This is a genomic window from Weissella koreensis KCTC 3621, from assembly GCF_000277645.1.
Genome location: NZ_AKGG01000004.1, coordinates 17,893 through 32,502, shown reverse-complemented (window position 1 = coordinate 32,502; position 14,610 = coordinate 17,893). Strand labels below are relative to the sequence as shown.

Genomic DNA, 14,610 nt, shown 5'->3' with positions numbered 1-14,610 from the left:
TTGAATCAAAAAATAAATCCAGTTAAACGTTTTACCATCAAACAACCTCAATTTTAGTGAAAATTAACTAGTTTGTCAATTATCAGACCGCGGTACTCCTGTCGATTCACGCACGATCAATTTAAGTTCCAATGTATCATTTTGTTGTGGTAAATCAGGGTCTCTTAATCTTTTAATAATCATATTTAAAGCATCTATACCGATTTGTTGAACTGGTTGACGAACCGTAGTTAAAGCCGGCACAAAAAATTCAGCATAATCAGTATCATCATAACCAACAACTGAAACATCTTTAGGAACATTAACACCATGTTCATACAAACCTCTTATTAAGCCCACTGCTATTTCATCATTCAAAGTAAAAACCGCAGTTGCTCCAGTTGCCATAATTTTTTCTGCTGCAACTAAACCACCATGTTTTGAAAGTTGCGTTTTAACATTATCAATCGGCTCAATTCCTTCATCATAAAGTGCTGAAATGAACCCAGCTTCACGTTGATGCATATTGTCTGTCATTTGTTCAGCCATCAATAAAGTTATTTTCTTATGCCCCAATTCCATTAAATGGCGTGCCGCCATTTTACCGCCTTGCCACTCTCTTACCATAACTTGATCTTTAGCATCCAAATCAGCACTCTGATCTAATGAAAGGAATGGAATATTCCGTTTAGTTAAAAATTCAATCATTTTTTGATGCTCGGGAATTGGCCGGCCAAAAATTAAAGCATCGGCTCCGCGTTCAATTAATGAATAAATCGATGCTTCTAAGTTGTCCTCATTTGCACCCATAAATACTAAATCCACATTTTCTGGACCATCAACTTGCATACTTTGAATTAAATCAGCAAAAAACGGCATCCTAAATGACGGAATTAAAACGCCAATTAACGGGCTAGTCCCCCCTTTTAAACGTTTTGCCGCGATATTTGGGATATAACCCAATTCGTTTCGTGCGTTAATAACTTTATGAATTGTTTCATCAGAAAAACGCTCTGTTTTATTATTTATTATTTGCGAAACCGTTGCAATTGAAACGCCCGCAAGCTTGGCAACATCCTTAATCGAAGCTTTTTTCATGGTTTTATCCTTTAGCCTTTTATTTAATGTAACCGTTTTTTTAAGCTACGTTTATAGTATAATACATAATAAGTTTTAATGTTGACTGAAGGTTCAAGTTTTTTTATTTTTAAAAATTCTTTGGAAGCGCTTGCATTTTTAAAAATGATCATGTATTCTTGTCTTCAGTTAAACGTTTCAACGTTCTCTTATTTCTCTTTTTTTGGAAAGGATCTGGACATGTACTTACTCATCAATATTGTCGGTATTTTCGTTACTCTGGGCGTAGCTTATCTATTCTCACGTGACAAAAAGAACATTCAATGGAAATCCGTTGGAATCGTAACCGTATTGCAATTATTCTTAGCCTGGTTCTTTGTGAACTTTAGCATTGGTCGTCAAGCTGTTGTCGCCGCGGCTGAAGGCTTCAACTGGTTGGTAGCCACCGCCTATAAAGGAATCGCCTTTGCCCTTCCTGAATGGGTTTCATCTACCATCCCTGGTGCCGGAGGGACTTTAGATGGGTCAATGAATTTCGTGACTTCTGCGTTGATGCCAATCTTATTGGTAGTGCCTTTGTTTGATATTCTAACTTACATCGGCTTCCTGCCTTGGGTAGTTAAGTGGATTGGCCGTGCCTTATCATTCATCACAGGCCAACCAAAATTTGAAGCTTTCTTCTCAGTTGAAATGATGTTCTTAGGAAACACCGAAGTTTTGGCCGTTTCCAAAGCTCAATTAAATCAAATGAGTGGAACGCGAAACTTAACATTAGCCTTAATGTCGATGAGTTGTGTCACTGCTTCAATAATCGGAGCTTATACCCAAATGATGCCTGGTCAATATGTTTTGACCGCTGTTCCTTTGAATATTCTAGGAGCAATCGTCATTTCTGCTATTTTGAATCCGATTAACATTTCACCGGAAGAAGACGTTGTTGTTGAAGTCAACGAACCAGTTGAAGTAGCTCAAGCTGACGGAACTATGAAAATGGAACGTCCAAAGAAAGAACCTTTCTTCTCATTCTTAGGTGACTCAATCTTAGGTGCTGGTAAGTTGATCTTAATTATCTTTGCATCTGTTGTAGCATTCGTTGCCTTGGCTAACTTAATTGATAATTTATTCTCATTAACTGGTCTTGACTGGCTTTCACTTGAAAACATCTTCGGTGTTATCATGTTCCCATTTGCATGGCTGTTGGGATTCAATCCACACGATGCTTTCCAAATTGCACAATATATGGGAACTAAATTGGTAACCAATGAATTCGTTGTTATGGGTGAAGTTTCAAAGAGTGTAATGGCTGGAACTGGTTTATTTGCTAATAAACACGCCGTAGCCGTGTTGACTGTCTTTGTAACATCATTTGCTAACTTCTCAACAGTTGGAATGATCATCGGAGCCTTCAAAGGTTTAGTTTCAAAAGAAAAAGTTGATTTGATCTCAAAAAATGTGCCTTTGATGTTAGTATCAGGAATTTTGGTTTCATTACTTTCAGCAGGAATGGCTGGATTATTCGCCTGGTAAATAAATTAAACTCACGTTAAACATGAATTAAACGAGGCTGAGAGCAATACAATGCCTCAACCCCGTTTTTATTTTAAATTTTATTTATTTGATTTTGTTCTAGAAGGGAATTTTACTCATGATAATGGAAAAAGAAGCTTTAATTTTAGATATGGACCCTGGAATTGATGACGCGATTGCCCTCTCAATTGCCTTAACTCGCCCTGAATTTGATTTAAAATTATTAACTGGAGTAGCGGGAAATGTTGCTGTTGAAAAAACGACCGCTAATTTATTAAAGTTAGAAGAATTTTTTAACCGTACAGATATTCCTGTAGCTATGGGAGCCAAAGCCCCATTGAAACGTGAATTTAAAGACGCTTCATATATCCATGGAGAATCTGGTATGCCTGGTTATGATTTTCCAGAATTAAAGCATCAACCCATTGATGATCCAGCTGTTGAAGCTATGCACCAAGTTTTATCAGATGCAGCAGAACCAATCACCATTGTTGCAACCGGTTCATATACCAATGTTGCTTTATTGCTTATCAAATATCCGGATATTAAATCTAAAATTAAGCGATTTATCCTTATGGGTGGTTCATTATCTGGGGGTAACGTGTCATCAGTAGCTGAATTCAACATCTTCACGGATCCCGATGCTGCCAAGATAGTTTACGAAAGTGGAATCGATATCACGATGATCGGTCTCGATGTCACATTAAAAGCCCTCCTATCAAACCAATCGATCGAAAATGTGGCTGAAATTGGTGAAGTTGGAAAAATGATCTCCGGTGTTATGACTGCTTATAACGATATTGAGGCAGCTGGTAAGCCAATGCATGATGTTAATACAATCCTATTCTTGCTTCATCCAGAATTCTTCACTTTAGAAGACCACATGGTTTATGTCATCACTGAAGGACCAGCTATCGGTGGAACAATTGCTGACACGCAAGATCGTTGGTCAAACGGAAAATTAAATGCCCACGTCGCTGTTGATATCAACACAAAAGCATTTGAAGACTGGTTCTTAGCTGAAATCCCACATATGAACCAAATGAAAGATCATCCAATCAAATAAATAAGCATATTTTGTTTTACATCGAAAGGAATTGACCATGGCAACTAAAAAAATGATTTTAGATTTAGACACTGGAATTGATGATGCATTAGCTATGGCCTTAGCAGTCGAAGATCCACGAATTGACTTAATTGGAGTTATTTCTTCTTATGGAAACACTTTAATTGAAACTGCTGGTCAAAATTCACTAGATTTACTCCATCTCTTAAAAGCAGATGAAGTTCCCGTATATTTGGGAGATTATCACTCATCGACCACTCAAACTTTTGAAACAATGCCAATTTCAATGGCAATTCATGGTGATAATGGAATTGGAAATATTAAATTAGATCCTGCCACTAGAAAAATTGAGGATCAATCAGGAGTGCAATTCTTAATTGATGCTGCTCATCAATATGGTGATAATTTAATCTACTTACCGACTGGACCACTAACAAATTTGGCCGCTGCCATTCAAAAAGATCCTGCTGTAGCTGAACTAATTGGGCAAACCACCTTAATGGGTGGAGCCCTGACAGTACCAGGAAATGTGACACCATTTACGGAAGCCAATATTCATCAGGATCCCGAAGCAGCTGATTTTGTATTTACGCATCAAAAGAACTTAACGATGATTGGGTTAGACGTTACATTACGAACATTGCTAACTAAGAAACATACAAAAGAATGGCGTGCACTTGGTACTAATGCTGGAGCGCAATACGCTGATATGATGGATTACTATATTGATGCTTACGACCGACTTGATATTGATCATCGTGGGGCTGCCTTACATGATCCATTAGCTGTAGCCGTAGCAATTGATCCTAATTACGTTACAACCATTGATCTCAACATGCGTGTTACTTATGATCGAAATTCAGGTGACTATGGCCGAACTATCGGTGATAATCAAAAATTATTAGATTCAACTACAACCAAAGTAGCTGTTAACGTCGATAACGAACGCTTTGTTCGAGATTTTCAAGATTTCATGTTAGATATTTTAAAACATTAATTTATAAAATATACTAATTTAAATTTAATCAATATAACCAATTAAAAGCCTGGGATAAATCTATCCCAGGCTCTTTTTATTTATCATAATCAACATTAAGTCTACATCAATCATTACTATTTAATTTATTGTTTTAGATTTCAATAAATAAAAAAGCACACCGGATCCATGATACAGGTATGCTTAATTTATTAACAATTAAATTTTAATCGCGAGGATACAATGTTTCTGCATCTCCTTTAGATTCTTCTTTGTGCTCTTCAACTGCTTCAGACACTTTTTGACTAGCAACTTGCTTAGCTTCTTCATATGACATTGGTTGATCATCATTTTTTTCAACCTTTACTGAAGTTGGCATCTTACCAGTTTCATAAAGACTAAGAATTTGCTTCTCATCCAATGTTTCAAATTCAAGAAGTGCCTTCGCGATGGCCTCATGCTTATCTTGATATTGAACAATAATATCATGCGCACGCGCATACCCTTCGGTTGTCAATCGACGAACTTCTTCATCAATTAATTGAGCCGTTGACTCAGAATAAGGTGCACCTTCACCATAAGGATTATTGAATGATTGACCATTCTTTGCTAATTGAACCATTCCAAGTTTATCAGACATTCCATACTCAGTTACCATAGCGCGAGCAATTCCAGTTGCCTGTTCAAAGTCGTTTGATGCTCCTGAAGATTGTTGCTTGAACATCACCATTTCAGCCGCACGACCACCCATCAAACCAGCAATTTGGTCTTCAGCGTTATCCTTTGACATCAACATTTGATCTTCACGTGGCAACATAATTGCGTAACCACCAGCGCGTCCTCGTGGCACAATTGTTACCTTATGAACCACACGGGCTTCATTCAAAACCAAACCAACAATAGCGTGACCAGCTTCGTGATAAGCAACTGTTTCGCGTTCCTTTGCTGAAACAACTCGATCCTTTTTAGCTGGACCAGCAATAACACGATCCTCAGCTTCATCCACATCATTAGCTTCAATAACATTTTTATTTTGACGAGCTGCCAACAAAGCTGCTTCGTTCAAAAGATTAGCTAAGTCCGCTCCCACAAATCCAGGAGTTTGCTTGGCAATTTCTTTCAAGTCCACATCTGGACCTAATGGCTTATCCTTTGAATGTACCTTTAGAATTGCCTCACGTCCCTTAACATCCGGTTGTCCAACCAAGATCTTTCGGTCAAAACGACCTGGACGAAGTAAGGCAGGATCCAAAACATCAGAACGGTTGGTTGCTGCAATCACAATCACCCCTTCATTACCTGAGAATCCATCCATTTCAATCAACATTTGGTTCAAAGTCTGTTCACGTTCATCGTTTCCACCGCCCATACCTGAGCCACGCTTACGTCCAACCGCATCAATTTCATCAATAAAGATGATTGATGGGGCTGACTTTTTAGCATTTTCGAACAAATCACGAACACGACTAGCTCCAACTCCGACGAACATTTCCACGAAGTCTGAACCAGAAATTGAGAAGAACGGTACGCCAGCTTCACCAGCTACGGCACGTGCTAACAAGGTCTTACCAGTTCCGGGAGGCCCCTCCAACAAGACACCCTTTGGGATTTTAGCTCCCAACTTAGTGAACTTACTTGGGCTACGCAAGAATTCAACAACTTCAACCAATTCTTGCTTTTCTTCTTCAGCTCCAGCAACATCCCCAAAGCGAACTTTATTTTCCTCAGGATCGGCTGGTTTAGCCTTAGACTTTCCGATGTTCATCATTCCACCAGATCCACCACGGCCACCTTGACCCATACCGCTCATCATAAGCCATAGGAATCCAATCATAAAGATCATGGGTAGAATCGTTACCAACAATGATCCCCAAACATTTGAATCTTCTGGCTTTGTACTGATTTCAGTATTGGTTTTATCTGCAGCTTGGTTAATTGCCTTCAAAGTTGAATCATTCGGCAAAGCGTTAACTTCAAATGAAGTCACCTTAGGCTTAGCATTGCCCATAACTTTGGCCATTAAAGTTCCTTCTGCAGCAGCGGATACTTTTTCTGTCTGTGGCTTACGATAATCACCTTTAATATCGTAAACACCAGCTCCTGGCTTAATTTCAATTGATTTAATTTTCTTTTCGTTCAACTGTTTAATAAATGTTGAGGTTTCAATCTTCTTAACGGTATTAGTATCTTTTGGTCCAATAACCCAATAAACTAATCCTAATACTGCTAGAAGCATAATCACATAAAACAAACTCTGTCGAACAAAATTACCACTCGGGCGATTTTTCATGCTTCGTTTCTCCTTTAATCCACATTATTTTTTTAATTAGCTATTCCAGCCAATATCCTAATGCGTGGGGGTTATCTCATGATCTACTAGATTAGCATGCTCAGGGGCATAAACTTCCTTCTTCAAGATTCCAACATATGGTAAATTGCGATAAAGTTCTTTTCCATTAACACTATAATCAAGGCCATACCCAACAACAAAAGCTTTTGGTACGTCAAAGCCAATATATTCTACATCTTCTTCCACAACTCGGCCTTCTTTTTTATCAAGAAGACTGGCTGTCTTAACACTATTAGCACCACGTTGTACTAGTAACTCTTTCATAAACTTTAATGAGCGTCCAGTATCAACGATATCTTCCATAATGATGACATCACGATTATTAACATCGCTTTGAATATCAGTTACCAAAGATACTTCGCCGGAACTAGTAATTCCACCATTATAGCTTGACACATTAATAAACTCAACTTCAGTATATTCCATGTACCGCATTACATCTACTGCCCAAAGTGCAGCTCCCTTTAATACAACCAAAATAATCGGGGTCTTATTTTCATAATCATGTGCTAATTGCTGTCCGACCCGTTTAGCCGCCTCAGCAATCGCTTCTTGACTATATAGGACTCGCTCGATATCATTATCCATCTTAAATACGCTCATTGAATTGTCCCCTCATGTCAGGCATTCTATCTTTTTTAAATATACCCTTTTATTTTATCATGAATTATCAATTAAAACTGATTGATTTATGACTTTTTGTAAGGTTAATTGACGTTTATCACGAACCGCTTGTAAATCATGAGAAATTTGGACGGATCCTCGATTTACATTCGGATTTTGCATCAACTTAATAATCTGATATAACTGTTGATCTTTAATTTCATATTCTTGCTGCTGATTAATCCATTTTTGTAAAACTAATATTTGTACATCTGCTTCAATTGCTTGCCAATCAAAGGTTCCCATTTCAATCTCATGAGCCTGCGCATCTAAAATCGGATCAGCCAACTTTAAGAGCGTCCCTAATTGATCCATCGTTTTTAACAAATGGGGAGCAAATTTATGATTTATTTGCTTTAGTTCTGGAATAATACTCTGACGCAGTCGATTACGAGCATAGGTCTGATCATAATTAGAACTATCTTCGATTACCTTTAAAATTGGTTTCTCAACTAACTTAGGTAGCTCTGCTTTTGAAAGGCCTAAGAATGGTCGTCTTAAATCCAATCCATCCCGTATTTGACGCATGGACATCCCCATTAATTGTTGTAAATGAGAGCCCCGTAAAAGTTTAAATAGCATCGTTTCGACTTGATCATCTTGATGATGAGCTGTCACAATAATATTAGTGTCCCACTTCAATGCTTGTTGCTTCAAAAGCACATAACGACGCTCACGAGCTTGTTCTTCAATTCCGTGTTGTGGAATTTCTGCCCAATCCATCCGTTGTATGGCTGTATGCACAAACCGTTCCTTATTTTGATCAAGCCACTCTCGAACAAATGCTTCTTCCTCAGCAGCATCAGCTCTTAATTGATGATTAATATAAATTACACTGACTTTTGGTTGCATCGTAAGAGGTAAGGATCCATCTGTTAGCCACGTTGCTAAATGTAATGAATCAAACCCACCTGATAGAGCAACCACTACATGTTCACTGCTATTAAACAATTCAGCCGCTTGTAATTTTTTAATCAGTTGCATTTTCATTGTTTTTGGCTGAACCATCCCTAACCTCCTTTAGTTGACCCTTTCTAATAAAAAAGGCTGGAAAATAATCCAGACCTCTATAATATTTATTTATCCGGTAAATTGAAGATAACTTCACCTTTTTTGGTGTACATGTAATGTTGCCGAACATATTGTTCAACATAATCTTCATTTTGTAAATTGTTTTTTAACTTAACTAGACGTTTATTTTCGCTTTTAGCTTTTTCAACTTGTTGTTCTACTTTTAAACTTCGGGCCTCAGCTGTCCTTAATTGTAAGTAATTTCCAACCCCAGTTACCATAATTACACTACAAAAAATACCTGCAACTCCGTAAATCAATTTAGCGCGTCGCCGATGTACTTGGCGCATATGAATCCGTTGCTTCTCCGAATTATATTGAATAAAACGTGCTCCAGCCGGATCCAATGGTTGAATGTTATTTTTTTTTGAATACGTTGGACCATATCGAGTTCCTCCGGTCAAAATTAAACTACTGGTAACGTTATCATTACATGTTCAACCGGGGCAGTCGATAATTATTAATAAATCTTAATAATTTTATAACTATTCACCTTGATCTTGTAAAGCATCCTCACGCAATATTTTATACATATGCTCTGCATCTTCTTTTTTAGTCGTTTCAATAATACGTTCAATTTCAAGAACCATTAAACGATTTCCAAATTTAATTGATAACTCATCACCATTCTTAACATCAGATGAAGACTTCGCTACCTTACCGTTAATCGTGATTCGTCCTTGATCTGCAATTTCTTTCGCCACAGATCGCCGCTTAATCAAACGTGAAACCTTTAAAAATTTATCAAGTCGCATTTTATTTTTACCTCATTCTTATTTTCTATAAATTTTTTCAATAATTTTCGAACCTTTTGGCAATAAATTTATTTCATCGATTTTCAAAATTTTCCATTTCAAAACACCACCGACAAATACTATTATACCAAATAGTATGCCCAGCATTAAAATCAAAATAACAGTCATTCTTTGATCACCTAACCATGCTTCTAACATAGCTTCAGTCAACCAAACTACAAACATCATAATTCCACTTAATCCTAAGTCTTTAATCAATAGTTGACGCAAATTTAATTGAGCCCATAACTTCTTTGGGACCCGCCAAATGGTATATCCTAAAATTGCTGTCAATCCTAGGACTGTGGACCAACTTGCCCCATTTAATCCCATATAATGCATTAGTACATCATTCATAACCCATTTAATGAATATTCCAATAAGAATAGAAATCATTAAATTTCGAGTCCGATTCATACTTTGTAAAATTGTAATAAGGACTAAAATCAATGTAGCAGGTAACATTGACAATAAATAAATCCCTAGTGCTAGCGTACCTTCTCGACTACCAAATAAACTTTGATTTAATTGAGGCAACACCGCCAACATTCCACCCGTCGTTGCAATGATTAAAAGAATAGAAAGTCTCATTGAACTAGCAAAATCTTTTTCAAATTTTTCAGTCTGGGCTGTCACAAAATAATGCCGTAAATTTGGAACCAATGTGGTACCAATACTGGTAGCTAATACCATTCCCAATTGAACTAATGGTTGACCTCGATCATAGACGCCTTTTAAATTCTCCGCTTGAGCTTCATGCATTCCACCAAGGACTAAATTTGATTTAACCGTAAAGGCATCTACTAATTGAAATAAAACCAATAGTGCAGCTACTAAGACTAACAAACTTCCTTCTTGCCACATTCTACGAGCTAAAATACGCCACTTAAATTGAGGAGCCTGCATAAAATTTGCTTGATCTACTTGGTTGATTATATAAATTTCTCGATATTTTTTAAACATAAATAGAGCCGCAAAAATCGTTGCGATTGGTGCACCAGCCATGGCCCAAGTTCCCATTTTATAAACCGACCATTGCTGCTGGTTAGCCCAAATAGCAACGAATACAATTACGCCCACTCGAACAATTTGTTCAACAATTTGCGAAATAGCCGTAGGGACCATATCAAATTGTCCCTGGGAATATCCCCGTGTTGTCGCTAACAAAGGCATTAATAAAAACATCCAAGCGACCGCCCTGATGACGGGGGTCAAACCAACATCACCTCCCATTGCTTTGGCAATCAAAGGCGCACCAAAAATTAAACCACCAAAAATAATTAAACTGATTAATGTTAATAAATGGTGCAACCGCTGAGCCATAAACCGAGCATGAGCACCATCAGGTTGCTCACTGACTAGTTTAGAAATCACTAAGGGCCATCCGCTCAAGGCCAAAACCACACCGATTCCATAAATCGGATAAACTTGCTGATAAACATAAAAGCCTCTGTTACCAACTAAATTTTGCAATGGTATTCGATATAGAGCACTTAAAATTTTGGCAATCAAACCGGTCAGCGTTAACAAACCTGCTCCTGCCAGTAAATTATTATTTTGATTCTTTTTCGTAGGTTGCATTAAAGGCCTCCAAAAAGATTTTTAATCCGCTTAACCAATCATCTACCGTCATATTAGGTTGAATAATAATATCAATTTGTGCCGGTTGGATTGAAATAGCTTGTCCTCTTAAATGGCCTTGTTTCAAAGCTGTTAACCAATCAACTTGATCCCAGTTAGTTTTCGGATTGAAAATCACATGGATAATTTCTGAACGTATTTTATCGTGAGAAATTTTAGTTATCCCAACTTGATCAGCCAAACGCTTTAATTCAGCGATTGTGAGCAAACGTTGTGCTGCTAAAGGTAATTCTCCATACCGATCTAATAAGTCTTCCTCAATTTCAGTCAAATCATTAGCTAACTGTGCTCGACTAATTCTTTGATAAAGTTCAATCTTAGGAGCCCCACCTGGAACATAACTTTCTGGCAAGAAAGCTTCAATTCCAAGATCAATTTCTGCATCAGCTTTCACTTCAACTTTTGGTTTACCTTGCTTAACGGCAACCGCCTCTTGAAGCATTTGCGTATATAGATCATAACCGACCGTATTAATAAATCCATGCTGTTGTGACCCCAATAGATCACCAGCTCCACGAATTGAAAGGTCTCGCATTGCGATTTTAAAGCCTGATCCTAGTTCAGTAAAATCACGAATCGCTTCTAATCGATGTTCACTGACTTCCGTTAACGTTCGATTAGCTGGATACATAAAATATGCATAGGCCAAATTATTTGAGCGACCAACTCTTCCACGAATTTGATAAAGTTGGGCCAAGCCCATCCGATCAGCTGATTCAACCACTAAAGTATTAGCATTAGGAATATCAACTCCAGTTTCAATAATGGTCGTTGTAACTAGCACATCATAATCACCATGAATAAAATCAAACAAAATCCCTTCCAGTTGAACTTCAGTCAGACGTCCATGAATAATTGCTACCCTTGCATCTGGTACTAAACTTTCAATGTATAATCGAGTCTTTTCAATGTCATCAACACGATTATGTAGATAAAATGTTTGTCCACCACGGGCCATTTCCCGCTCGATTGCCATAGCAATTTCGCGACCATTTTGCTCCATAACATATGTTTGAATTGGAAAACGATTTGCTGGGGGCGTTTCTAGAACTGATAGATCCCTGGCTCCCACCATAGCCATATTCAAAGTTCTAGGGATTGGGGTTGCAGTTAAAGTCAACACATCCACATCTGTTTTAAGTTGTTTTAATCGCTCTTTATGCTTCACACCAAAACGTTGTTCTTCATCAATAATCAATAATCCAAGATCCGCAAACTCAACATTCTTACCTAATAATTTATGTGTTCCAACGACCATATCGATTTCATGGTTTTTAAGTTTTTGAATAATATCTTTCACTTCTTTAGCCGACTGAAAACGTGACAACATCGCCATTTTAATGTCAAAATCATCAAAACGAATTTGCATTGATTCAAAATGTTGTTCCGCTAAAATCGTTGTTGGTACTAACATCGCAACTTGCTTATGATCATGAATCGCCTTAAAGGCAGCCCGAAAAGCTACCTCAGTTTTTCCAAAACCAACATCTCCAACTAATAAGCGATCCATGGGTTGAATCTTTTCCATATCTTTTTTAATTTCGTTGGTTGCTTGTAATTGATCATTCGTTTCAGGATACGGAAAAGCAGCTTCAAACCGTTCCACTTCAGAATCATCTTTGGAAAAAGCAAAGCCACGTTTCGCCTCACGTTCAGCATATAGTTGCAAGAGTTCATCAGCCATATCTTCAACACGTGCAGCAACCTTACGTTTAGCTTTAACCCATTCAGTCCCACCCAATTTATTTAGTTTCGGCGCTTTTTCACCAGCACTAACATATTTTTGCACTAAATCTAGTTGCGAAACCGGAATAAACACTTTACCTGATCCACGATATTGAATTGTAATGTAATCTTGTTTAATACCTTTAGTTTCTAAGGTGGTAATTCCTTCATAAATTCCAATTCCATGGTTCACATGAACAACATAATCGCCCACTTTTAATTCATTGTAACTTTTGATGCGTTCAGCATTACTTAAAGTTTGCCGACGAGGAGCTTTTCTAGTAATAGTTTTAAATAACTCTTTTTCCGTTAAGACAACTAACTTTAATAACGGTATTTCAAACCCTTCGTGTAAGGGTAAAGTCGTTAATTGTGTGCGATTAGGAACCAGTTTATCAATATCAACAGTATTAACTGGTACCTTAAAATCATTTAAAGTTTGTTCTAATTTATCTTGTCGCTCTAAGGTATTTGTTAAAAATATTATCGTATAATTTTGTTTCTGCCATCGACTAACTTCAGCTTGCACCATTGGCATTTGATTATAGAATTGCTGAGTAGGCCGAATCACCATATTTGTTAACGAATCTTGTTTAATACTGCCCACGCCACGTCCCATGGGGGATAATATCAAATTAGCATGTTGATCTTTTTGTACTAGTTTTTCCAGATCAGGCCCTTGCTCAAAATTAGGTAGAACTTTATTTTGTTCAAGCCGATCTGTCCACCAATCCATTGCATCAATTTGTGCTTGCCTAGCATTTTCCATCATTCGAGGATAATCATCATAGACCACAATCCCCTGTTTTGGTAAATAATCCAATAAAGTCGTTTGATCTGGATACAGGTATGCCAAATATTGTCGTATTTCAGGTACAATTGTTCCTTGTTCTAAGGCTGTTAACAATGGCTGCATCGCCTCTGTTAGATGTCGTTTAGCTGCACCATCTAATTTATCTCTGGCAGTGGTCAAGGCTAAATTCAATTTTGTTTGCGCCTGTTTCAAATCATGTTCGTCAGCGATTAAATCAGTCACTGGCAATAATTGCACCGTCGTTAATTGTTCCAAACTTTTTTGCGTCTCTACATCAAAAGTACGTAAAGAATCTAGATCGGTATCAAAAAAATCCATCCGAATCGGGTTTTCATAATTTAATGGGTAAACATCAATAATCGATCCTCTCAATGAATACTCACCAGGAGAATTAACGGCATCAACTCGTCGATATCCCATGGTATTAATCATAGATTGCAATTGATCTAGTTGATAAATTTGTTCAAAATCGATGGTAATGGCCGCATTTTCAAATTGATTAACACTAGGTAAAACCTGATTCAATCCTGCATAACCGGTCACAATAATTGGTTGTTTAGCATGTCTAATTTTTTCTAAAGCCGTAATACGAGCTAACATCGTGTCCAATGAAGAAAGTGCAATCTGCGCACTTAACGTTTCTTCCGCTGGAAAATAAATAACTTGCTCATCATCGAGTAGACCTACTAGATCTTCTGTTAGTTGTTGTGCATGAAATTGGCTATCGGTCACTAATAACATAGGTTGCTTTAATGATTGATTCAAGCCACTTAAATAAACCGAACGGGCGCTTCCGGTTAATCCAGTTAATACATGATGCCCCCCTTGTTCAAGATCTTGTAGTAAATCATTATATTTTTGATTATCTGTTAAAAATTCTGATAGTCTCATCTTAAAATCTCTTTATTCATTTTTATTCGTCTATCT

Annotated in this window: 10 protein-coding genes and 1 pseudogene; 3 read left to right on the top strand and 8 right to left on the bottom strand. The window is 37.4% G+C overall.

Annotation, left to right across the window (positions count from 1 at the left end; translation table 11 throughout):
- Window positions 1–75: 75 nt before the first annotated feature.
- Window positions 76–1,092 (bottom strand): annotated as a pseudogene (gene rbsR, locus JC2156_RS00325) (ribose utilization transcriptional repressor RbsR); the annotation flags it as partial.
- A gap of 204 nt (window positions 1,093–1,296) precedes the next feature.
- On the opposite strand from rbsR, the gene JC2156_RS00320 reads away from it, so the two are divergent.
- The 3 genes from JC2156_RS00320 (at window position 1,297) to JC2156_RS00310 (ending at window position 4,646) form a co-directional block, all read left to right on the top strand.
- Window positions 1,297–2,583: a NupC/NupG family nucleoside CNT transporter gene (locus tag JC2156_RS00320; RefSeq protein WP_006844858.1), complete on the top strand. Its 1,287-nt coding sequence runs from the start codon at window positions 1,297–1,299 to the stop codon at window positions 2,581–2,583.
- A gap of 118 nt (window positions 2,584–2,701) precedes the next feature.
- Window positions 2,702–3,649 carry a ribonucleoside hydrolase RihC gene (gene rihC / locus JC2156_RS00315; RefSeq protein WP_006844857.1) on the top strand — a complete coding sequence of 316 codons (948 nt, stop codon included), beginning with the start codon at window positions 2,702–2,704 and terminating at the stop codon, window positions 3,647–3,649.
- Between the two features lie 37 nt (window positions 3,650–3,686).
- Window positions 3,687–4,646, top strand: coding sequence for a nucleoside hydrolase (locus JC2156_RS00310; protein ID WP_006844856.1), 960 nt, complete (start codon window positions 3,687–3,689; stop codon window positions 4,644–4,646).
- Window positions 4,647–4,851: 205 nt separating this feature from the next.
- Here the strand turns inward: JC2156_RS00310 and ftsH are convergent, their stop codons facing one another.
- The 7 genes from ftsH to mfd all read right to left on the bottom strand — a co-directional run bounded on the left by ftsH (window position 4,852) and on the right by mfd (window position 14,574).
- Window positions 4,852–6,915, bottom strand: a complete 2,064-nt coding sequence (ftsH, locus tag JC2156_RS00305) for an ATP-dependent zinc metalloprotease FtsH (RefSeq protein WP_006844855.1) — start codon at window positions 6,913–6,915, stop codon at window positions 4,852–4,854.
- A 57-nt stretch (window positions 6,916–6,972) separates the two neighbouring features.
- Complete coding sequence (hpt, locus tag JC2156_RS00300) at window positions 6,973–7,563, bottom strand: hypoxanthine phosphoribosyltransferase (RefSeq protein ID WP_006844854.1); 591 nt, start codon at window positions 7,561–7,563, stop codon at window positions 6,973–6,975.
- A 72-nt stretch (window positions 7,564–7,635) separates the two neighbouring features.
- Window positions 7,636–8,646 carry a tRNA lysidine(34) synthetase TilS gene (gene tilS / locus JC2156_RS00295; RefSeq protein ID WP_006844853.1) on the bottom strand — a complete coding sequence of 337 codons (1,011 nt, stop codon included), beginning with the start codon at window positions 8,644–8,646 and terminating at the stop codon, window positions 7,636–7,638.
- A gap of 68 nt (window positions 8,647–8,714) precedes the next feature.
- Window positions 8,715–9,113, bottom strand: coding sequence for an FtsB family cell division protein (locus JC2156_RS00290; protein ID WP_006844852.1), 399 nt, complete (start codon window positions 9,111–9,113; stop codon window positions 8,715–8,717).
- A gap of 81 nt (window positions 9,114–9,194) precedes the next feature.
- Entirely contained in the window at window positions 9,195–9,464 is a 270-nt protein-coding gene (locus JC2156_RS00285; RefSeq protein ID WP_006844851.1) for an RNA-binding S4 domain-containing protein, read from the bottom strand.
- A gap of 18 nt (window positions 9,465–9,482) precedes the next feature.
- The gene (locus JC2156_RS00280; protein WP_006844850.1) at window positions 9,483–11,084 is read right to left on the bottom strand and encodes a putative polysaccharide biosynthesis protein; all 1,602 of its coding nucleotides are present in this window, start codon (window positions 11,082–11,084) and stop codon (window positions 9,483–9,485) included.
- Complete coding sequence (mfd, locus tag JC2156_RS00275; protein ID WP_006844849.1) at window positions 11,056–14,574, bottom strand: transcription-repair coupling factor; 3,519 nt, start codon at window positions 14,572–14,574, stop codon at window positions 11,056–11,058. The genes JC2156_RS00280 and mfd overlap by 29 nt, the downstream gene beginning before the upstream one ends.
- Window positions 14,575–14,610: the final 36 nt, after the last annotated feature.

What these genes read in the sequence shown, in the direction of transcription:
- JC2156_RS00320 (WP_006844858.1), top strand. Translation starts at nt 1,297, where the DNA reads ATGTACTTACTCATCAATATTGTCGGTATTTTCGTTACTCTGGGCGTA.
- rihC (WP_006844857.1), top strand. Translation starts at nt 2,702, where the DNA reads ATGATAATGGAAAAAGAAGCTTTAATTTTAGATATGGACCCTGGAATT.
- JC2156_RS00310 (WP_006844856.1), top strand. Translation starts at nt 3,687, where the DNA reads ATGGCAACTAAAAAAATGATTTTAGATTTAGACACTGGAATTGATGAT.
- ftsH (WP_006844855.1), bottom strand. Translation starts at nt 6,915, where the DNA reads ATGAAAAATCGCCCGAGTGGTAATTTTGTTCGACAGAGTTTGTTTTAT.
- hpt (WP_006844854.1), bottom strand. Translation starts at nt 7,563, where the DNA reads ATGGATAATGATATCGAGCGAGTCCTATATAGTCAAGAAGCGATTGCT.
- tilS (WP_006844853.1), bottom strand. Translation starts at nt 8,646, where the DNA reads ATGGTTCAGCCAAAAACAATGAAAATGCAACTGATTAAAAAATTACAA.
- JC2156_RS00285 (WP_006844851.1), bottom strand. Translation starts at nt 9,464, where the DNA reads ATGCGACTTGATAAATTTTTAAAGGTTTCACGTTTGATTAAGCGGCGA.
- JC2156_RS00280 (WP_006844850.1), bottom strand. Translation starts at nt 11,084, where the DNA reads ATGCAACCTACGAAAAAGAATCAAAATAATAATTTACTGGCAGGAGCA.
- mfd (WP_006844849.1), bottom strand. Translation starts at nt 14,574, where the DNA reads ATGAGACTATCAGAATTTTTAACAGATAATCAAAAATATAATGATTTA.